The following is a 19,127-nucleotide window of genomic DNA, read 5'->3' on the forward strand; positions in this document are numbered from 1 at the left end:
AATGGCAAAAGATTCAAATGGAACGGAACTTAACGCAGGCGATAGCGTGAGTGTGATTAAAGATTTAAAGGTTAAAGGTGCAAGTGCAACTTTAAAGCGTGGCACAACAATCAAAAATATCAAGCTCACAAATAAAGAAAATGAGATAGAGGCTAAAATTGATAAATTTGGCACAATAGTGCTAAAAACAGAATTTTTAAAGAAAATTTAGGAAATATTTTGCGTATTTTACTCATTTTAAGAGGAAATTACCACGCGGGACAAGAGGAATTTATCGCTCAAAATGACTTAAAAAATTTTACGCTCGACATCAATGAATTAAGATTTTTAAGTGCTAGGGATAAAAATATACTTGGTGGATTTAAAAGTCTTGATTACAAAAATGACAATGAGCTTCATCACATTTTGCTTTATTTTTTAAAAATAAGAATGCAAAAAGGTGAATTTTGCGTGGTAAATACCTACAACGAAACTCTAAAGCCCTTTAAGGACTTAGCTGGAATTTATCGCTATAAGCTTTTTGTTGTTGATTTTAGTGATACCCCTCTTGAAATTTGCAAACAAAAAAATATCACCCTAGCACAAAAAACAGGACTTTTGACACCTATTAAGCTACTTGAAAAAACGCAAAATTTACTTAAAAAAATACCCAAAAAACACTCCATCCTAAAACCTAATGAATGGAAAGACTGCCTTTATCAAATGCCAAATTTAAGTGCTTACAAAAAAATTCATCATATAGGCGACTTACAGGGCTGTTATAGTGTGCTTAAAAAGTATTTAAAAGAATTAAAAGATGATGAATATTACATTTTTTTGGGCGATTATATCGATAGGGGCGTGGAAAATGGCAAAGTTTTGAAATTTTTACTTAAAATTTGTGAGAAAAAAAATGTCTGTCTGCTAGAGGGAAATCACGAAAAACACTTAATAAAATGGGCAAATGGAGAATTAGTAAGCTACAAAGAATTTAACGAAAACACCCTAAAAGACTTTCGCAAAGAAAAGCTTACCCCAAAAGACGCGAGAAATTTTTATCCGCATTTAAAGGAATGCCTCTGGTATAAATACGGCTCTAAAAAAATCTTTTGCTCACACGCTGGCATTACGCTTTTGCCAAAAAAAAGTGAGAATTTAAGCTTCGTGCCAAGTAGTGATTTTATCTATGGTGTGGGTGATTATGATGATAGCTTAAAAGTAGCGGAGGAATTTATACAAAATCACCCCCTTAGCTCTTACCAAATTTTTGGACATCGAAATAGGCTTAAACTTCCCATTAGGCTTAATAAGAGGGTTTTTTTGTGCGAGGGTAAGGTCGATGATGGCGGCTTTTTGCGTGTGGTAACGCTTGATAAAAAAGGATTTGAGTGCGTGGAGCTTAAAAACGAAATTTATAGAAGAAAATAGCAAGGTTTTCACCCTGCATATTTACTCGCTATCTTTTCGCTCACGCTATCAGAAATGATAAAATCCGTATGATAAAGTAAACAAGAACCCGCACTAATAACCCTTAAAACAAGCTTTTTATTGCCTTTTTCGTTTGGATTGTGAGCATTTCTTGCTATTTCGTGAATTTCATAGATAAGCTCTTTATTTAAACGACTTAAATCAAGCTCTATAATGTTATTTTCAAATTCCATAGGCTCTTTAGTGAAGTCATTTTTCTTCTCAAATTTTTTAGAAGAATATTTTTTCACAGCCTTAAAATCGCCGTTTTTAATCTCATCTAAAGTGCGAATTCCCCTTAAAGTAAAATTAAGTCTCGCGTCATCATTTTTAAACCCAAGCATAAAGCCAAAAGCGTCATTTTTACGCTCTTTAATGATGTTTTCTATCTCTTCAATGCTCGATTCAAAAATTGTCGTTTCAAAAGAAGAGTAAAAATCCAAAATTTCAAGTATGCCGTAGCGTTTTCCGCTCTTACTCATCAAGCTTTTAAAATTTTCAATTTTACCTATACTTAAAATTTCCCCGCTACCCTTAAGATTTTCAAAATCTATACTTTTGGTGTATTCTATGGTGTTAATTTCTTCAAAAAATTTATCCAAAGGATGCCCTGAAATATAAATTCCTAAAATTTCTTTCTCGTAAGTTAATTTTTCCATAGCTTCAAATTCGCTATTGTCGATTGTCATATTTATCTTGGTATCCGCATTTAATTCTTCCGCACCAAATAAAGAACTCGCTGAATTTTTTCTCACTTCAGCCATTTTTCTAGCACTTTCAGCCAAAATATCAAGATTATTAAACAAACATTTTCTAGTAAAACCAAAATCATCAAAAGAACCCGCCTTAACAAAGCCCTCAAGTGTTCTTCTATTAATCTTAGCTGTGTCAATTTTGCTTAAAAAGTCGTGCAAATCTTTAAAATTTCCATTTTTAGCCCTTAGTTCCAAAATATTTTCAATCGCAGGTCTTCCCACACTCTTAATCGCACCTAAACCATAAACGATAGCCTCTGTTCCATCATCTTGTTTAATGGCACTAAATTCACTGATAGCTTTATTAATGTTGGGTGGCAAAAGCTTGATGTTCATCTTTTTCATCTCTTCGATATACACAGCGACTTTTTCGACTTTATTTTCCTCACTCGTTAAAAGTGCTGCCATAAATTCACTTGGGTAATAAGTCTTTAAATAAGCCGTTTGAAAAGTGATAAGCCCATAAGCTGCGGAGTGAGATTTATTAAAACCATAACCCGCAAACTTAACAATAAGCTCCCACAAATCCTCCGCCTTAGCTCTATCATAGCCCTGTTTTACAGCACCATCAGCAAATTCGTCTTTGAGCTTTTTCATCTTTTCAGGGTCCTTTTTCCCCATAGCCCTACGCACGACATCCGCACCCCCTAAAGAAAAACCGCCTATAATTTGGACAATTTGCATAACCTGCTCTTGATAAACAATCACGCCATAAGTTGGCTCAAGCACTTCTTTAAGCACATCAAAAGGATAAACGATTTTCTTAAGTCCGTGCTTTCTGTCGATAAAATCATCAAGCATTCCAGACTCCATAGGACCGGGACGATAAAGCGCTAACACCGCAACCAAATCTTCAAAATTCTCAGGCTTAAGCCTTGCATTTAAGCTTTGCATACCATCGGATTCAATTTGAAAAATCCCTAAAGTATTTCCACTTTGTATCGTTTTATACACCTTAGAATCATTGACATCAATGCTCTCCCAAATGATGTCTTTATTATAACGCTCCTTTATCAGCTTAATGGCATTATGGATAAGGGTTAGCGTTTTAAGCCCCAAGAAGTCAAATTTGATTAAATCCACATCTTCTAAATGGTCCTTAGAATACTGCGTTATCAAATGCCTCTCATCATTTTTACTTTGCCTAAAAAGCGGAGTTTTATGCCATAAACTTTCATTTGAAATCACAAGTCCAGCCGCGTGCATACCTGCATTTCTATTTAAGCCCTCTAAAGCCTTAGCATACTCCCAAAGTTCCTTGCCTTTAGGATGCTTTTCTATAAATTCTTTAATTTTAGGCTCTTTCTCATAAGCCTCATCGAGAGTGATTTTAAGCTCTTCAGGCACAAGCTTAATAAATTCATCGACATCTTGCAAACTAATGTCCAAAACCCTCGCCACATCGCGTATCACGCCCTTAGCTAAAAGCTTGTTAAAAGTGCTTACCTGCGCGACCTTGTCGCTACCATATTTATCAATCACATAGTCAATCACCTCTCCACGCCTATCTTGACAAAAATCCACATCAATATCGGGCATACTTACACGCTCGGGATTTAAAAAACGCTCAAAAAGTAAATTGTAAGGGATAGGGTCAATATCTGTAATTTTAAGAGAATACGCCACCAAACTCCCAGCAGCCGAACCCCTACCCGGTCCCACAGGGATATTTTTGTCCTTAGCTACCTTAATGAAGTCATGAACTATCAGCATATAGCCTGAAAATTTCATCTCTTTGATAATTTTAATTTCCGTTTCCAATCTCTCTTTATAAGCTTCGTGCTTGTCTTCATCGATGAATTTTAGCCTCTCATCAAGCCCTTTTCGGCAAAGATATTCAAAAATCAAATCATCATTTTCAAAACTAAATTCCACTTTTTCCTGCGGTAAGGCAATATTAAATTCCTTAGCATATTCTCTTGTAAATTTGAAATTTGGGGGGGTTGGATTTCCTAATTTTAGCTCTAAATTGCATTTATTTGCCAAATCTTGAGTGTTAGAAATCGCCTCTGGTATATCGGCAAAAAGCTCACTCATTTGCTCAGCAGTCTTCACATAAAATTCTTTCACGCTATGACGCATTCTATCCGGGTCATTGAACCTTTTACCCATACCTATACACATAAAAACCTCGTGCGCATCGGCTCTTTCTTTAAAAGTATAATGCGTATCGTTTGTGGCGATGATTTTAACGTCAAGCTCCCTTGAAAGCCTTATAATATCGTCATCAATAGCCCTTTGGTCATTAATGCCGTGCCTCATAATCTCAAAATAAAAATCCTCCCCAAACACCCTTTTATACCAAAGAGCCGCCTCTTTCGCCGCTTCATAGCCTTTCGCACCAAAACGAACATTTCTTTCATTATGGATATTTAAGTGCCAATTTACCTCACCTTGCAAACAAGCCGAAGAGCAAATCAAACCCTCGCTATGCTTTTCCAAAAGCTTTTTATTAATACGCGGATAATAATAAAGCCCGTGAATATAGCTTTGGGAGCTAAGATACATCAAATTTTTATAGCCCACTTCATTTTTTGCGTAAAGGCAGAGGTGAAAACGCTGCCTTGAGCTTTTATCGCCCAAATCGTCCATATTATGTAAATACGCCTCAAGCCCAATTATCGGCTTAAGTCCTTGCGCTCTCATAGTCTGGTAAAAATCAATCGCCCCAAACATATTTCCGTGGTCTGTCATCGCCACACTTGTAGCACCTTGCTCTTTTAAAGTAAGGGCAAGTTCTTTAAGTTTATTAGCGCCGTCTAGCATTGAATATTCTGTATGTAAGTGAAGATGCGTAAATTGACTCATTATCTAATCCTCGCTAGAAATTTTTAAAAGATTATAAAAAATCCTTGCTGAATTTAAAGAATTTTAAAGAGCAATTTTGTTTTATTTAGTTAGAATTTCTCAAAAATTTTTAAGGGATTTGTTATGAAACAAGTAAAAATTTATTACTGCCAAATTTGAAACTACAAACCACAAGCTGCAAGGGTTGCAGAAGAATTGCAAAAAGATTTCGGCGATGTAAAAGTCGAATTTGAAGTCGGCGGTAGGGGAGATTTTGTCGTTGAGTGTGATGGTAAAATCATCTTTTCCAAAAAGGCTCTAAAAGACGAGCGTTTTCCTGAGGTTGGTGAAATCAGTCAGCTTCTTAAGGAAAACTAAATTGCGCAAAGCTCTTAAATTTAAGGGCTTTAATAAACTAAAGGATATAAATGCCAACAATCCAAACCGATGAAGTAAGCTTTCAAGTCAATTTTTATACACAAATTTTTCCTAATGGACTTTATGATGTTAATATATCAAAAAATACAGATGGATACACCAATAACATCATTTTTGAACATAAGCAAAATGTTACAAGCTACGGCAAGGCAAAGGCGTTAAGTCAAGCTTTGATTTATTTAGCTAGATTTAACCGAGACGGAGTGCCTATACCTGCTAAAATTTGCCTTGTGAGTCAAGATGAAAACCGATGCTTTATTTATGATGCGATTGATTATATTGAAATTATCAACGATATAGAAAATTACGCAAATTTAAAAGCAAGCGATGGTATAGCTGACTTTAAAGCAAATGAGCCAAGCGAAATCATTGAATTTGACCTAAGCTATGAGAAAGGCAAAAAAGCTATTAAAGAATTTGTAAGGGAACAAAGACATAATGTAAAAATTAACATCAACGAACATAATGTCTATGGCTGGGCAAATTTTTATTACGAAAATGCTTTAAATTTTAAACAAAAACCCGAAAAAAAGGCATTTTTTGCCGAACTTAAAGAGCCAAAAGGCACCCTTAAAAAATACATTAATGCTTGGCAAGGACGAGAAATAGACTTTAAGTATATTATGGATATGTTAAATGACCCTATGACACAAAAAAAATTAGGAGCTTTTTATACTCCAGCTCTTTATGCGAAACTTGGACTTAACTTAGTTAAAAAAGCCGTAGAAAGAGCAATGGGGGGGGGGGGGGAAGACCGACTATGTCATTATTGACAGATGTGCAGGCAGTGGGAATTTGGAGCAAGAATTTGATGATGAATTACTAAGCCACACTATCATTAGCACTTATGAGCTAAAGGAATGGATGGTTTTAAAAGACAGACTTGGAGGACGCGTTCGCTACATTATACCCCCTATCCCAAAAGATAAAAAACTTCCAAATTTAAACGATGAAGGTTTTTTAAGCGGTGCAAATGCACTCAGTAAAGACCTTATTAATCATCCTGAAATTAGAAAATATTTAGATAATCCAAAATGCGCAGTCATCTTATATGAAAATCCCCCTTACGCAGAAACGACAAGCATAGAATTTCAAAAGAAAAAGAAAGGTAAAGAAAGCTCAAGCTGGAAGCAAAATTTTGTCATTAATGAGATGAAAAAAGAGGTTAAGGGTGCTGCGACAAATGATTTAGCCAACGCCTTTATATGGAGTGCTTTTAAATATTTTTTACGCGATAAACTTGATAGCTATATTGTTTTTTCGCCGATAAAATATTACAAATCACAACATTTAATTTCAAAAAAATTTATGGACGGTTACGCTTTAAATCGCAGACATTTCCACGCCCCAACTGATGCTTGTGTGAGTTTGATATGGTGGGCTAATGAAAATGATACTAAAAGCACTGAAATTTCCCTAAAAGCTATGGATATTATCAATCATCAATTAGAAAATCAAGGAGAACTAAAAGCTAAAAAATGCTTTCATTTAATCAGCTCTAAATTTTACGAGGGAAATAGAATGAGTGATGTGGAGGGTGAGGGGATTTTGTGCGATTTAAATGGGCGTGAAAGCGACCCTTCACACAATAAAAAATTAAGTGCCACTGCTTATTTTAACAATGATGAAAAAGATGGCATTATGGGCTATTTAGCCGTTGATAGCTTTGGACTTGATAATCCTAGGCTTCACTCCTGCCTTACCATAGGGACTAAATTTAATGGACACGGCTTTTACTTACGCCGTAATAATTTTTTAGAAAAATTACCGATATTTGCCGCTTCTAAGTATCCTGACCACTGCAATGAATGGAAAGTGATGAGTTTTATTATGAAATCAGCCGACAAAGCAGAGCAGTATTTAAAAGATGTGAAAAATGGAGCATTAGATAAGTTTTTGTTTAAAACGATGTTTTGGACTTGTTTGAGTCATTATCCGCATTTAAGAAGTCTTTATGGAAGCGATGATAGGCTTTATAAAAACGAGCTTTGTTTTGATGGGGACACTTTAGCAAAGAAAACTATGCAAGATTTTATCGATAAAGGTTATAAATTAAGCGATACAGAAAAAGACCTTTTGAACGAATTTAATGAAATTTTAGAATTTGTCAAAAAAACCGAAGAATACCGAGACGATTTTAAATACGGACTTTACCAAATCGATGAAGAAATTAACATCAAAATAGAGCAAGGTGTCAATGCAAACGGAGAGCCGAAAATGGCTTTTAAATATGGAGATTTAAATAATCAAATTAAAGCCTTTAAGGTTAAAATAAAAGAATATTATAAAGAACAGCTTGTTGATGTTTTATTTGAATATGAATTTTTAAAATAAAGGCGGTTTAAAACAAACCGCCTAAGCCCTACTCAAAGGCACAAGCATACCCTCATATAAAGCCTTATAAATTTCTTCTCCACAAAGCACTTTTACAAGCTCTAAACCAAATAAAATCGCCGTTGCAGGACCTGCTGCTGTGATGACATTATCCCTCACAAGCACAGCTTTTTCGAGCCTTTGTCCCTTAAGCCCAGTCTCACACCCCGGATAGCAGGCAAATTCCGCACTCAAAACCCCCGCCTCAGCAAGCACTATGGGCGAGGCACAAATCGCCGCAACGATTTTCTTATCGCTATGAAGTTTTTTGATGATATTTAAAATCGTGCCGTTATTTTTAAGGTTTGTCATACCCTCAAAACCCCCGGGCAAAGCGATAGCGTCAAGGCTTTTTACATCGACACTTTCTAAAGAACACTCCGCCTTAATGCAAATGCCATTTGCTCCCTTCACCCAAAGCTCACTATCTAAAGAAGCGATGATGGGTTCTAAATCTTCACTCATCGCACTCGCTCTTTTTAAAACATCAGCTATACCTATAAATTCCGCTTCCTCAAAGCCTACTGCAAGAGGGATTAATACTTTTTTCATCTCGTTCCTTTTTTGCAAATTGTTATTAAAGTTGGGGAAATTCTAACAAATTCAATTTAACCAACCCCCACAAAAAAACAGAAACAAAAGCTAAGAAATCAAATCATAAAACAAGAAATTTAAAAAACCTTATACCTAGTTTTCACTAGGTATAAAGAAAGGAATAGAGGTAAAAAGAAAGAAGAGAAAAAACTAAAACTTCTTCTTCTTCACATCTTCAAGGATATTATTTGCTATATCACTAACATTATTAGAGATGATAGCACTTTCATTAGCTATTTCTACATTATCTTTAGTGGTTTGGTCGATTTGAGCTACACTTTCATTGATTTGAGTGATACCTGCAGTTTGCTCTTTAATACTTTCTGCCATATCATTGATAGATTGAACGAGAAGGTTAGTGTTTGCTTCTATCTCACTTAAAGACTTTTGGGTTCTTTCAGCTAGTTTTCTAACTTCATCAGCCACAACGGCAAAGCCTCTTCCGTGTTCTCCTGCTCTTGCAGCTTCTATGGCAGCATTAAGGGCTAGAAGATTGATTTGGTCAGCTATATCACCTATAATGCTTGTTACATTTTTAATCTCTTCACTTTGAGTGATAACATCACTTGTCTTTTGAGAGACATTTTGCATAGAGGAAGTAATCTCTTCTAAAGCAGCAGCTGTTTCTTCTAAAGAAGCTGCTTGAGAATTTGAACTTGTTGTTAAGTTTTGCACAGCGTTTTGTAATTTGGAGCTTTCATTGGCTAAAGAATTTGCAAAGTCTGAGCTTTGTTTTAGCATTTTGATGATTTCTTCGCCTAAGGCATTAGTTGTTACTTCTACACTACCTGTTGCATCTTCAATTCTATTTCTAAAGTCTAGGCTTTTAAATTCTTCAAAGATAGAACGGATTTTATTCATATCTTTACCCACTCTAGCTTGTAAAACATCAAGAAGATCATTTAAAACATTTTTGAGTTCTATAAGTTGTGGGTTTCTAGGATTAGCTGTGATTCTTGCAGTGAGGTTACCATTTTCTACTATGCCTACTGTTTCTACGCTTTCTTTGACGGCTTGTTTATCTTGGTCAAGTCCTTGTTTAGTTGCAAGGATATTTTCATTAATGGCTTTTGCCATTTGACCAAATTCATCGCTTGTATTTATATTGATAGTAGAGATGTCTTGTGTTTTATGGTTGATGAAATCGAAGAAGGAGTTAAGACCGGATTGGATGGAGCCTAATGGAAACAAACTCCTAGCAATCAAAACTCTCACCAAAATAAGTGCCACGACAATAGCCACAAGCCCAACGATGACTTGTTGGAGTAAAATTTTATTACTCGCATTAGAATAACTACTTTCAGCCGTAATAGTGCAAATTCTAAAATAAGGATTAAGGGTTAAATCGCACATTACCGCCTGTGCTTTACCATCATTACCCTCGACATAAAATAAAGTATCGTCATTATCATCATCTAAAAGATGCGGATTTGCCTTAATTGCATTAGCAATATTTTCACTTAAAGTTGTTTTGCTTAAAATTTTCTCTTCTTCTTCGTGGAAAAGTATATCGCCATTAGGACTAATCACTTGAGAATACGACTCCGCAGTGTGTCCCATCATTAAAATTTGGTCAGAAATCGCTGCTAAATTCAAATCTCCACCCACTATACCGACAAATGTGCCATTATGAATAACTGGCACGGTATAAGTAATGACTGTTTTGCCATCTGTTGCATTTTTATAAGGTTCGGTGGCGATTAGCTTACCTTCTTGTTTAGTTTTTTCATACCAAGGTCTTGTTTTGAAATCAAGTTGCGTAAGGCTAAGTGAAGTGCGATTTGAAAGGTAAGTTTTAGCATTTTGCTCACTTGCAAAGAAAACTTCGCCAAATTCTGCTGTTTTAAGTGTCATTTCAAGCAAATCATAAATTTCATCCTCGTCCAAATGATCCAAATGTCCTATTTGAGAGGATAAAACGGTCATAGCATTTCTTTTAAACCCTGTGTAGATATTAAAAGTCTTTAAGGTATCGTCCATTAATTTAAATTGCGATTCCTTAAGGAGTCTAAAGTTATTTTCTTTAGAGCCAAAATAAGCTACAGCACTTGCGGTGCTTAAAATAAGCACAATCAAAATCCCAACATAAAGTGTTAGTTTTGAAGAGACACTTCCATATTTTTCTGATTTTACCATACAACCTTCCTTTTGTAAGAACTTAATTAAAACTGAAATGGTATATTAATTCTCGTTAATAATTCCTTAAAAAATCGTTTTTTTTTTTTTTGTAATTTAAATTATTTACTTTAAATTAACTTTTCTTGTGAATGAATTTTTTTGCACTTTCCCATAGTCTAAATCCAAGATTTTTAGCTTTCAAAACATTTAAATTCTTATATTTTTCGCTTGTTCTTTTCTCTAGTTTTAAAAAATTCGCACTTAAATCATTCATCTTTCTTTGTGCCAACTCGTTAAAATCGTTGATTTTAGGATTTTTCTTAAGTTCAGCTAGAAAGAGGTTGATTTGGTTTCTATTTTCATTTGCGAAGCGTTTAAATTTTGCAAAAATGCTGTCAAATTCTTCCTCAAGCAAGCGTTCTATCAGTTCTTTTGAGGGATTTTTCTGCCTTTTTGCTTCTGTTTTTAATAACAAAACAAAATCGTCCTCAATCCCTATCAACTCTTTACTTTTAAACCTAACATCTTCTTCAAATTCCATAAAAGTAAGAGAATCTTTAAATTTCTCAATACCCAAACTAATGCCCTCACTCACGCCCCTAATCGCCCCCAAAACCAAATCTTTAGCAAAAACTATGCTTTCATTTGCAAGCTCAAACGCTGTGTTTAAAACAAGACTTGAAATTTGCAAAATTCTTTTTTTGTCAAACTGAGACTCGCAAATGGCATTATAAACCAAATTTTTAGCAATTTCTTCGCTTGTTAATTTTATATCTTCGCCTTTTTCAAGTGTCGTTAAAAAAGCACTTTCAGCCGTTTCTTTTAAAATCCCAAGCATCTCAATGTCAAATAAAATCGCCCCATCAAGCCCCTTAGAAAATTCATTTTTAAAGCTTGATTCTTGTAGCAATTTTTCAAATTCAAAAAAATTATGACTAATTTGATTTTTAAGTGCGATTTTATGATTTTCAATTTGCCTTTCAAGCCTCTCTGCTTCGGCGATAAGTGCATAAAGTGAATTTTGCGAGTCCTTAGTGCTAGCCCTAATCATCGCTTTAATCACCTTTGTTACATTTTCTTCATCAAATAAACCCAACTTTCTCAAAATATCTAAAAAATTTAATAAAAGCTCGTTGAGCGTGTTGGAATTTTGATATTTTTTATCTTTATAGACTAGATTAAAACTTAAATCTTCCAAAACCTCTTTTGCATTTTCTGGGCTCAAATTCGACAAAGAATTTTCAAAAATCATTAAAGCGTTTTTCATCATTTTCCTTTTTATAAAACAAATTTTGTTTTTTCTTTTAACTTTGCAAAAATCGCAAGCCTATCTTCCTTACTATCCACATAAACTCTAAGTAAATAACTTTGATATTTGCCATTTTGACTTAAATTTGAGGCTTTATATTTAAATTCCCTTTGCTTTAAAATGCTTTCAAAAAGTTTTCCTGCATTGACCTCGCTTTCAACTATCACTTTAAAATCCCAAAAAGTAGGATAATTAATAATAGGCTCTTGTTTAAAATCGCACAAATTTACCACTCTTACCACCTTCCTTACTCAAAAGCATAATTTCATCTATTTGCATTGTTTTATCAATCGCTTTAACCATATCATAAATTGTCAAAAGTCCAACACTAACAGCCGTTAAAGCTTCCATTTCCACGCCCGTTTTGCCCTCACACTTTACACTTACAATAAGCTTAAATGCGCGTTCTTTTTCAAGCTCGATTAAGTCCGTTTCAACTTTAGAAATCATCAAAGGGTGGCACATAGGTATCAAATCGCTCGTTTTTTTCGCTCCCATAATCGCCGCCACAACAGCCGTTTGAAGCACGGGTCCTTTTTTGGCACTATTCGTTTTCACGGCTAAAAAAGCCTCTTCACTCATAGTGATTTTACCGCTAGCTTTTGCGATTCTTAAAGTGCTATTTTTCTCGCTTACATCAACCATTTTTGGACGATTTTTATCATCTAAATGAGTTAAATTCATCATTTTCCTTTAAAAAATGCAAAATTATAGCAAATTTAATGAAATTTAAGCTAAAATACGCTTTTTCAATTAAGGAGTAAAAATGTCTTGGAACGATGAGGAAGAAAATTTCGAAGAATTTGATGATGAAGAAGAAGTTAGCAATTCGCATAATTCTTATAATTATGATGAAGATGATTACGAATTTGATGATGAAAATGACGATGAATTTTATGAGATAGACTAATGCAAACTTTAAAGAAAAAACACTTTAAAACTCTCGCTCTTTCCTCATTGGGCGGGACTTTAGAATTTTATGATTTTATCATTTTTGTCTTTTTTGCCGCTTACATTTCTAAGAATTTTTTTCCTGAAAATTTGAGCGAATTTTGGAAATTGTTTAATACTTACGGAATTTTTGCAGCGGGGTATTTGGCGCGTCCTTTAGGTGGGATTATAATGGCACATTTTGGCGATAAATTTGGACGCAAAAATATGTTTATGTTAAGCATTTTGCTTATGGTTATCCCTACCTTTGCCCTAGCTTTCATCCCTAGCTTTGAAAGTCTAGGCTATGCTTGTATCGTGCTTTTGGTGTGTGTGAGAATTTTGCAAGGCGTGGCGATAGGTGGGGAATTGCCCGGTGCTTGGATTTTCACATACGAACACGCCCCACATCATCAAAGACACACTTACTTGGGTGTTTTGACAGCTTCTGTTACGGGTGGAATTTTACTTGGTAGCTTAGTGTTTTTGTTTATGAATAAAATTTTTAGCCAAGAAGAGCTTTACGAGTGGGCTTGGAGGGTGCCGTTTTTCTTAGGGGGAATTTTTGGGATTATTTCGGTTTATCTTAGAAAATTCCTAAGCGAAACACCTGTTTTTGAACAAATGAAAAAAGAACAAAACCTAGAAAAATTTCCACTTAAAGAAGTTTTTAAAAGAGCAAAATTAAGCGTGGTATGCTCTATGCTAATCACTTGGGTTTTAACGGGCTGCATTGTCGTTTTAATTTTACTCTTGCCAAATTATATGGGCTCAATGCTTCAAATCGATAAAATCGAACAAAGCTATTTGCAAATGCTAGGCATTGTCTCAATTTGTTTTGGTTGTGTTTTTAGTGGATTTTTAGGCGATAAAATAGGCGTTGTAAAAACTTGTGTGTTATTTGCCCTAGGACTTATCATCTTTAATCTCATTTATTTTAACGCCCTTTATATGCAAAATTCTAGCTTTGAGGATGTGGCAAAATGGTATTTGTTGGCTTGTTTTTTTGGGGGAATTATGAATCTTTGCCCTATGATAATGAGTGAAATTTTTGATGCAAAAATTAAATTTTCAGGATTATCACTAGGCTATAATCTAGCTTATGCTCTTGCGGGAGGATTTACCCCGCAACTTGCCTTTTTCTTGCATACTTTCGCCCTGCAAAATTTAGATAACGCTTTGCGTTTTTCTCTTGGATTTTATATCCTACTTTTGGGTTTAGTAGCTTTTTATGCGGCTTTAATGTATAAAAAGCTAGCCAAATTTTAATAATATCCCACGCACAAACTCGGTGTAATCTTAATACGCTTTTCCAGTGGCGTGGGACTAAAAAAATGACATTTTTCTATATAAATGTGCTGGTGATAATCGAGCTTTAAAAAATCATAAAATTTCTTTAAATTAACAAATTTTACCCCGCAAAGCTCCTTAAGCTCCAAAAGTTTATAGATAGAAGAGCGATTTTTTTCCACTAAATGAGAAGGGGAAAGTGTCGTAAAAGAGCAAAATGCACTAGCCAAAACAAAGCCACTTAAATCCGTGCATTGCTTAAGAGCATTTTGATGCTTTTCTAAAATGCAATTTTTATGTAAAAAAACAATTCTCGTGCCTTGATATCTACCTATCTCAGCTTTTTTCCAAAATTTATAGGCGTTTTTAGAAATATTAGCAAAATGACAAAACTCAACATTTAAAACATAATGATCGAGAAATTCATTTGGCGGTAAAATAAGACTTTTCATCACAAACTAGCCAAATCGGCTAGTCCTTTTTAATATTTTTGCGTGCTCTTTCTGGGAGTTTTGCAACGAAGCTATCTAAATCAAACGATACGCCACTATTTATCGCCTCTTGCATTAAAGCTAAAGCTGCTTCAACATTAAAAGGCGAAGAGCCGTGATAAGGAGCAAAAAGATGGTCTGTAATAGACAAGGCATAAGCCGATTTTTTCACAGAATCAGAAGCTGCGTGAGGGGAATTAATAAAACAAACGCTTTCTATCAAACTCTCATCAAAATTCCAACGATGTAATAAAAAGCCTAAAAACGCGAGACTATCCACACCAACAAATTCATTTTCTATCATAGAAATATTAGTAAATTTCATTTCTTTCAATCTTGCTAGGAATTCCTTATCTTTATGATTTTGGATAAGAAAATGCGAAAAAATCACCATACCAAGCCTTAAAAGCATAACACAAGGCACAAGGCTATAAGAAAGCTTTTTGTCTTCTTCGTTAAGCCAATTTGTGATGAAATTGACCTCTTCATTGCAAGAATTTAAAAATTCTTGCGTATTTAATCCATAAGGGCTAAGGTCGATTTTAAAATTGTCTTTAATGGAATTAGCCAAAATCATATTTTTGATATTTCCAATGCCAAGCAGTGTTATCACTTGCGTAATGGTCGTTATCTCACTTTTAAAGCCATAAAATGGGGAATTGACAAGTTGCAAAAGTTTTGCCATTAATAATGGGTCGCCTGAAATAATCTCCGCAACCTTCTCCGTTCTAATCTCAGCACCCGCTTCATCAATGTAACGCCTAAGCTTAATTACAGTATCTGGCAAAGGAGGCAGGGTTTCTACACTTTGAAGCAAAAGCTCGTTCATATCCATTTCTAAATCCTTAATTAAATCTAGGAGAATTCTAAAGACAAATATAACTTAATTTTGTTAATTGAAAGTAAGAAATTTATCCAAGTTAAACTTGGATAAAGATTTATAAAGCTTTTTTCACAACGTCCGCTATCTTAGCAAAAGCTGCTGCGTCATTCATAGCCAAATCAGCTAAAATTTTTCTATCAAGCTCAATCCCTGCTTTTTTAAGTCCATTAATGAATTTAGAATAACTTAAATCATTAAGCCTACAAGCGGCATTGATACGCACTATCCAAAGACGGCGAAAATCTCTTTTCTTGCGGCGTCTATCGCGATAAGCATAAACAAGACTTCTTTCTAATTGCTCTTTTGCTTTTCTAAAATGCTTACGGCGTCCGCTATAAAAACCACGCGCTAATTTTAAAACTTTTTTGTGTCTGCGGCGTCTTACCACGCCTGTTTTTACTCTTGCCATTTTTATTTCCTTTCATAAAGTGGCGTCCAAATTTGGAGCTTGCCCTCAAAATTCTTTAAGGGGAGTTTGAATGACTCTAAGTCAAAAACTTAAATTCCTAGCATTTTCTCCACAGCCTTAACATTTGTGCTATGCACATATTTAGCTGTTCTTAAGTCGCGCATTCTCTTTGCAGGTTTTTTGGTCAAAATGTGGCTACGAAAAGCTGAGCCTCTTTTGATTTTGTTTTTACCTACTTTGAAGCGTTTAACTGCGCTTTTAACGCTTTTCATTTTTGGCATACGCTTTCCTTTGGATAAATTTTTTCGTAATGAAAGGGCGAATTATATTAAAACTTTGCTTTTTTTGGGCTTAAGTTTAGAAATTTAACTTGGCACATTTTTTGCTTATAAATCCATAGCAATAATTTGAAAAAGAGTAGGCAATGACAATTAATTCGGCAAATAATTACCAAAATTTCGCCCTTTCACATTCTAATATTCTTAATTTAGACAAAAAGGAAACAAGTTTAAAAACTGAACAAAGTCAGGATTTAGAGCAAAATTTTGACACAAATTATAAGCAAACTTATAGTAGCGAATTTGGCTTTAGAATAGATGAGAAAGGATTTTTTGAAAAAGATTTAAACCAAATCGCAAATATCCCACAAAGCTATGATATTCACATTAATAGTGTGCGTCTAATCGCTAAAGAGCTTGTTAAAGCAGATAAAACCATCAATCACAACCAAATCGACATTCCCAAACTCTTAAACGAGCATTACAATGCGTTAAAATCTTTAAATGTAGAATTTAACGATGATAATAATATGAATTTAAACCGCACTCAAATTTCTTCTTTAAATGCCGGATTTTCCACTGCAAATGGCGATTTTAAGGACGATATTATTAGAATTTACCCCAATCAAGAAACACTAGCAAAAGCTCAAAAAGAAACAACTTCGCTCAACACTCTTCTTTTGGATAACAAAATCACAAGCTTTCACTTTGACAAAACGATAAGTAATACCTCAACAAATAAAATTTTAAAACCCTACCTCAGCAAAAATGGAGAAGTTTCAAAATCTGGACTTTTAATGAATTTTGCCTATCATAACATTAAAGAAACAAATGAAAAAGAGGCAAATTTTTTTATGAAACCTGTCAATTTAGACTCCACCGCACATCAAAATTTGTATAAAATTTTAAAAGGCGAATTAAAAACGGAGGATTTTATCAAGGATAATAACGAAGAAAAAATGAGCTTTGACTTATATTTATATGTCAATGGAGTCGATAAAAAAACCACCTCGCAAGATAAACTTTCTGTTTTTTTTCAGCAATACATCAATTACCAAAAAGAAATGAATTTAAAAGAATTTGCTAATTCAAGTTCCATCTTTAAACTCTACATCGATGGAGTAAGGGAAGATTTTGAATCTATGGCAAAAGACTATGTGGAGCAAAATAAAAATTTAGAAGAAATCAACTTGCAAAGAAATAAGGAAAATGAGGACTTTTTAGAACGCAGACAAAAGATTGCGAATTTCAATAAAATCGTTAGCTCTTATTTAGATGTAATGAATTTTTAAGCAAAGAAAAAAATATAATCCACATTTTTCAATATCTCTAATTTTCTAAAATTTCTAAGGAAAATGTGGTATGCAAAACTCCCTCATAACGATGCACAGTGAGCTTTTAGACACGCAGCACAAGGAACTTTACGAGTTTGTAAAAGAAATTACACATATGAATCTTTCTTTCGCACATTCTAAGAAACTTAAACCTTTTTTAAGGGAATTGCTTTTATTTATGAATCGCCATTTTAGCGATGAGGAAGAATTTATGTCGCAAATTAATTATCCAAATTTAAGCGAACATAAAAAAATCCACCGCCAAATCATACTTGAAATCGAAGAAATTATCATTAAAGAATCTAAAACTTTAAACACTATGTCAAAAAAAATGGAAGATGTCGTAAAAAATTTAGTCTTTAAACACACGGCGAATGAGGATTCTAAAATTGCGAAATTTTATGAAGATAATTTCCTTAACAAAAACGAAATTTAACTAAAAATTTATAAATTTTTGATACTATCCGCTTTAAAAAGATATAATATATCCTAAATAAAGGAGTAATTTTTATGAAAGTGTATTTGGATAATAATGCAACAACTATGCTTGACAATTCTGCCTTAGAGCTTATGTTGCCTTATCTTAAAGAAAACTATGGCAACCCAAATAGTTTGCATCAGTGGGGCAGTGCGACACACCCAGCACTTCGCGATGCGATGGATAAACTTTATACGGGACTTGGAGCGAGTGATTTAGATGATATCATCATAACATCCTGTGCGACTGAAAGCATTAACTGGGTGTTAAAAAGTGCTTATTTTGACTATATTTTAGACAAAGAACGCGATGAAGTGATTATCTCAAGTGTGGAACACCCAGCTGTTTCAGGAGCGGCAAAATTTCTAAAAAATCTTGGCGTAAAAATTATAGAGCTTCCTGTTAATAATGAAGGTATTTCAAATGTAGAGCATTTAAGAGAAGTTATTAGCGATAAAACAGCACTTGTAAGCGTGATGTGGGCAAATAATGAAACAGGTATGATTTTCCCCATTAAAGAAATGGCGGAACTTAGCCACGAATTTGGCGCACTTTTTCATACAGATGCAACTCAAGCAGTAGGGAAAATTAAAGTTGATTTTAGAGACTGCGGTGTAGATTTTGCCTCTTTTTCAGCACATAAATTTCACGGACCAAAGGGTGTGGGCGGACTTTTCATCAAAAAAGGCTTAGAGCTTACCCCACTTTTACACGGGGGTGAACATATGGGCGGACGCAGAAGCGGAACGCTCAATGTCCCTTACATCGTGGCTATGGCAGAAGCCTTACGCATCGCAAATTCAATGCTGAATTTCGAAGATTCTCACATCCGCCGCTTAAGAGACAAACTCGAAGATGAAATTTTAAGCATAGAGGATACCAGCGTAGTGGGAGATAGAAAAAACCGCGTTCCAAATACAATTCTAGCAAGTATAAAAGGGGTTGAGGGCGAAGCGATGTTATGGGATTTAAATAAAAATGGCATAGCTGCTAGCACAGGTTCAGCCTGTGCGAGTGAAGATTTAGAAAGTAATCCCATAATGGAAGCCATAGGTGCTGAAAACGACCTTGCTCATACAGCTTTAAGACTTTCTTTATCGCGTTTTAACACGGAGGAAGAGATAGACTACGCAGCGACTCAAATCAAAGCCGCCGCTAAACGCCTAAGGGCAATTTCAAGCACTTACGCTTACAATCCAAATAATTATAAATAA

At 34.6% G+C, this 19,127-nt stretch carries 20 protein-coding genes; 10 read left to right on the plus strand and 10 right to left on the minus strand.

Features of this window, described 5'->3' with window-relative positions:
• The first annotated feature begins 1 nt into the window (after window position 1).
• Window positions 2-211, plus strand: coding sequence for an alkylphosphonate utilization protein (locus CHELV3228_RS09140; RefSeq protein WP_082200684.1), 210 nt, complete (start codon window positions 2-4; stop codon window positions 209-211).
• Between the two features lie 8 nt (window positions 212-219).
• A complete protein-coding gene (locus CHELV3228_RS09145) occupies window positions 220-1,407 on the plus strand; it encodes a metallophosphoesterase (protein ID WP_082200685.1) in 1,188 nt (395 codons plus the stop codon).
• Window positions 1,408-1,415: 8 nt separating this feature from the next.
• Here CHELV3228_RS09145 and dnaE read toward each other — a convergent pair whose 3' ends face one another.
• A complete protein-coding gene (gene dnaE, locus CHELV3228_RS09150) occupies window positions 1,416-5,009 on the minus strand; it encodes a DNA polymerase III subunit alpha (protein WP_082200686.1) in 3,594 nt (1,197 codons plus the stop codon).
• A gap of 123 nt (window positions 5,010-5,132) precedes the next feature.
• Here dnaE and CHELV3228_RS09155 point away from each other — a divergent pair, with 123 nt between their 5' ends.
• Genes CHELV3228_RS09155 through CHELV3228_RS09165 form a run of 3 tightly spaced genes read left to right on the plus strand, consistent with a single transcriptional unit; the run spans window position 5,133 to window position 7,760 of the window.
• A complete protein-coding gene (locus tag CHELV3228_RS09155; protein WP_257466070.1) occupies window positions 5,133-5,366 on the plus strand; it encodes a SelT/SelW/SelH family (seleno)protein in 234 nt (77 codons plus the stop codon).
• Window positions 5,367-5,416: 50 nt separating this feature from the next.
• Window positions 5,417-6,199 (plus strand): hypothetical protein, encoded by a 783-nt coding sequence (locus CHELV3228_RS09160; RefSeq protein WP_082200688.1) that lies wholly within the window; start codon window positions 5,417-5,419, stop codon window positions 6,197-6,199.
• Between the two features lie 22 nt (window positions 6,200-6,221).
• Window positions 6,222-7,760 carry a hypothetical protein gene (locus CHELV3228_RS09165; RefSeq protein WP_084112191.1) on the plus strand — a complete coding sequence of 513 codons (1,539 nt, stop codon included), beginning with the start codon at window positions 6,222-6,224 and terminating at the stop codon, window positions 7,758-7,760.
• 21 nt (window positions 7,761-7,781) lie between these two features.
• On the opposite strand, the gene CHELV3228_RS09170 is transcribed toward CHELV3228_RS09165, so the two are convergent.
• The 5 genes from CHELV3228_RS09170 to moaC all read right to left on the minus strand — a co-directional run bounded on the left by CHELV3228_RS09170 (window position 7,782) and on the right by moaC (window position 12,504).
• Entirely contained in the window at window positions 7,782-8,351 is a 570-nt protein-coding gene (locus tag CHELV3228_RS09170; protein WP_082200690.1) for a DJ-1 family glyoxalase III, read from the minus strand.
• A 192-nt stretch (window positions 8,352-8,543) separates the two neighbouring features.
• Window positions 8,544-10,529: a methyl-accepting chemotaxis protein gene (locus tag CHELV3228_RS09175; RefSeq protein ID WP_082200691.1), complete on the minus strand. Its 1,986-nt coding sequence runs from the start codon at window positions 10,527-10,529 to the stop codon at window positions 8,544-8,546.
• A 115-nt stretch (window positions 10,530-10,644) separates the two neighbouring features.
• The gene (locus CHELV3228_RS09180) at window positions 10,645-11,778 is read right to left on the minus strand and encodes a hypothetical protein (RefSeq protein WP_082200692.1); all 1,134 of its coding nucleotides are present in this window, start codon (window positions 11,776-11,778) and stop codon (window positions 10,645-10,647) included.
• Window positions 11,779-11,789: 11 nt separating this feature from the next.
• Window positions 11,790-12,053: an HP0495 family protein gene (locus tag CHELV3228_RS09185; protein WP_082200693.1), complete on the minus strand. Its 264-nt coding sequence runs from the start codon at window positions 12,051-12,053 to the stop codon at window positions 11,790-11,792.
• Window positions 12,031-12,504 carry a cyclic pyranopterin monophosphate synthase MoaC gene (moaC, locus tag CHELV3228_RS09190; RefSeq protein WP_082200694.1) on the minus strand — a complete coding sequence of 158 codons (474 nt, stop codon included), beginning with the start codon at window positions 12,502-12,504 and terminating at the stop codon, window positions 12,031-12,033. The genes CHELV3228_RS09185 and moaC overlap by 23 nt, the downstream gene beginning before the upstream one ends.
• Before the next feature lie 82 nt (window positions 12,505-12,586).
• Between moaC and CHELV3228_RS10120 the strand changes: the two genes are divergently transcribed.
• Together CHELV3228_RS10120 and CHELV3228_RS09195 are read left to right on the plus strand one after the other, a co-directional pair.
• Window positions 12,587-12,730 carry a highly acidic protein gene (locus tag CHELV3228_RS10120; protein ID WP_004278119.1) on the plus strand — a complete coding sequence of 48 codons (144 nt, stop codon included), beginning with the start codon at window positions 12,587-12,589 and terminating at the stop codon, window positions 12,728-12,730.
• Window positions 12,730-14,019, plus strand: coding sequence for an MFS transporter (locus tag CHELV3228_RS09195; protein ID WP_082200695.1), 1,290 nt, complete (start codon window positions 12,730-12,732; stop codon window positions 14,017-14,019). The genes CHELV3228_RS10120 and CHELV3228_RS09195 overlap by 1 nt, the downstream gene beginning before the upstream one ends.
• Here the strand turns inward: CHELV3228_RS09195 and cheQ are convergent.
• The 4 genes from cheQ to rpmI all read right to left on the minus strand — a co-directional run bounded on the left by cheQ (window position 14,016) and on the right by rpmI (window position 16,104).
• Window positions 14,016-14,495, minus strand: coding sequence for a cheVAW transcriptional regulator CheQ (cheQ, locus tag CHELV3228_RS09200; RefSeq protein WP_167562808.1), 480 nt, complete (start codon window positions 14,493-14,495; stop codon window positions 14,016-14,018). The genes CHELV3228_RS09195 and cheQ overlap by 4 nt on opposite strands.
• A 16-nt stretch (window positions 14,496-14,511) precedes the next feature.
• Window positions 14,512-15,366 (minus strand): cheVAW transcriptional regulator CheP, encoded by an 855-nt coding sequence (gene cheP, locus CHELV3228_RS09205; RefSeq protein WP_082200697.1) that lies wholly within the window; start codon window positions 15,364-15,366, stop codon window positions 14,512-14,514.
• A 103-nt stretch (window positions 15,367-15,469) separates the two neighbouring features.
• Window positions 15,470-15,823, minus strand: coding sequence for a 50S ribosomal protein L20 (gene rplT, locus CHELV3228_RS09210; protein WP_082200698.1), 354 nt, complete (start codon window positions 15,821-15,823; stop codon window positions 15,470-15,472).
• An 89-nt stretch (window positions 15,824-15,912) separates the two neighbouring features.
• Entirely contained in the window at window positions 15,913-16,104 is a 192-nt protein-coding gene (rpmI, locus tag CHELV3228_RS09215; protein WP_002777995.1) for a 50S ribosomal protein L35, read from the minus strand.
• A 143-nt stretch (window positions 16,105-16,247) separates the two neighbouring features.
• Here rpmI and CHELV3228_RS09220 point away from each other — a divergent pair, with 143 nt between their 5' ends.
• The 3 genes from CHELV3228_RS09220 to CHELV3228_RS09230 all read left to right on the plus strand — a co-directional run bounded on the left by CHELV3228_RS09220 (window position 16,248) and on the right by CHELV3228_RS09230 (window position 19,127).
• Entirely contained in the window at window positions 16,248-17,393 is a 1,146-nt protein-coding gene (locus CHELV3228_RS09220) for a hypothetical protein (protein ID WP_082200699.1), read from the plus strand.
• Between the two features lie 70 nt (window positions 17,394-17,463).
• On the plus strand, window positions 17,464-17,871 hold the full coding sequence (locus tag CHELV3228_RS09225; protein WP_234981026.1) for a hemerythrin domain-containing protein: 408 nt from the start codon (window positions 17,464-17,466) through the stop codon (window positions 17,869-17,871).
• A gap of 74 nt (window positions 17,872-17,945) precedes the next feature.
• Entirely contained in the window at window positions 17,946-19,127 is a 1,182-nt protein-coding gene (locus tag CHELV3228_RS09230; protein WP_082200700.1) for a NifS family cysteine desulfurase, read from the plus strand.

It is taken from the genome of Campylobacter helveticus, assembly GCF_002080395.1.
Lineage (GTDB): Bacteria > Campylobacterota > Campylobacteria > Campylobacterales > Campylobacteraceae > Campylobacter_D > Campylobacter_D helveticus.

What these genes read in the sequence shown, in the direction of transcription:
- CHELV3228_RS09175 (WP_082200691.1), bottom strand. Translation starts at nt 10,529, where the DNA reads ATGGTAAAATCAGAAAAATATGGAAGTGTCTCTTCAAAACTAACACTT.
- cheP (WP_082200697.1), bottom strand. Translation starts at nt 15,366, where the DNA reads ATGGATATGAACGAGCTTTTGCTTCAAAGTGTAGAAACCCTGCCTCCT.
- moaC (WP_082200694.1), bottom strand. Translation starts at nt 12,504, where the DNA reads ATGAATTTAACTCATTTAGATGATAAAAATCGTCCAAAAATGGTTGAT.
- CHELV3228_RS09225 (WP_234981026.1), top strand. Translation starts at nt 17,464, where the DNA reads ATGCAAAACTCCCTCATAACGATGCACAGTGAGCTTTTAGACACGCAG.
- dnaE (WP_082200686.1), bottom strand. Translation starts at nt 5,009, where the DNA reads ATGAGTCAATTTACGCATCTTCACTTACATACAGAATATTCAATGCTA.
- CHELV3228_RS09170 (WP_082200690.1), bottom strand. Translation starts at nt 8,351, where the DNA reads ATGAAAAAAGTATTAATCCCTCTTGCAGTAGGCTTTGAGGAAGCGGAA.
- CHELV3228_RS09230 (WP_082200700.1), top strand. Translation starts at nt 17,946, where the DNA reads ATGAAAGTGTATTTGGATAATAATGCAACAACTATGCTTGACAATTCT.
- CHELV3228_RS09140 (WP_082200684.1), top strand. Translation starts at nt 2, where the DNA reads ATGGCAAAAGATTCAAATGGAACGGAACTTAACGCAGGCGATAGCGTG.
- CHELV3228_RS09180 (WP_082200692.1), bottom strand. Translation starts at nt 11,778, where the DNA reads ATGAAAAACGCTTTAATGATTTTTGAAAATTCTTTGTCGAATTTGAGC.
- CHELV3228_RS10120 (WP_004278119.1), top strand. Translation starts at nt 12,587, where the DNA reads ATGTCTTGGAACGATGAGGAAGAAAATTTCGAAGAATTTGATGATGAA.
- CHELV3228_RS09160 (WP_082200688.1), top strand. Translation starts at nt 5,417, where the DNA reads ATGCCAACAATCCAAACCGATGAAGTAAGCTTTCAAGTCAATTTTTAT.
- rpmI (WP_002777995.1), bottom strand. Translation starts at nt 16,104, where the DNA reads ATGCCAAAAATGAAAAGCGTTAAAAGCGCAGTTAAACGCTTCAAAGTA.
- CHELV3228_RS09220 (WP_082200699.1), top strand. Translation starts at nt 16,248, where the DNA reads ATGACAATTAATTCGGCAAATAATTACCAAAATTTCGCCCTTTCACAT.
- rplT (WP_082200698.1), bottom strand. Translation starts at nt 15,823, where the DNA reads ATGGCAAGAGTAAAAACAGGCGTGGTAAGACGCCGCAGACACAAAAAA.
- CHELV3228_RS09195 (WP_082200695.1), top strand. Translation starts at nt 12,730, where the DNA reads ATGCAAACTTTAAAGAAAAAACACTTTAAAACTCTCGCTCTTTCCTCA.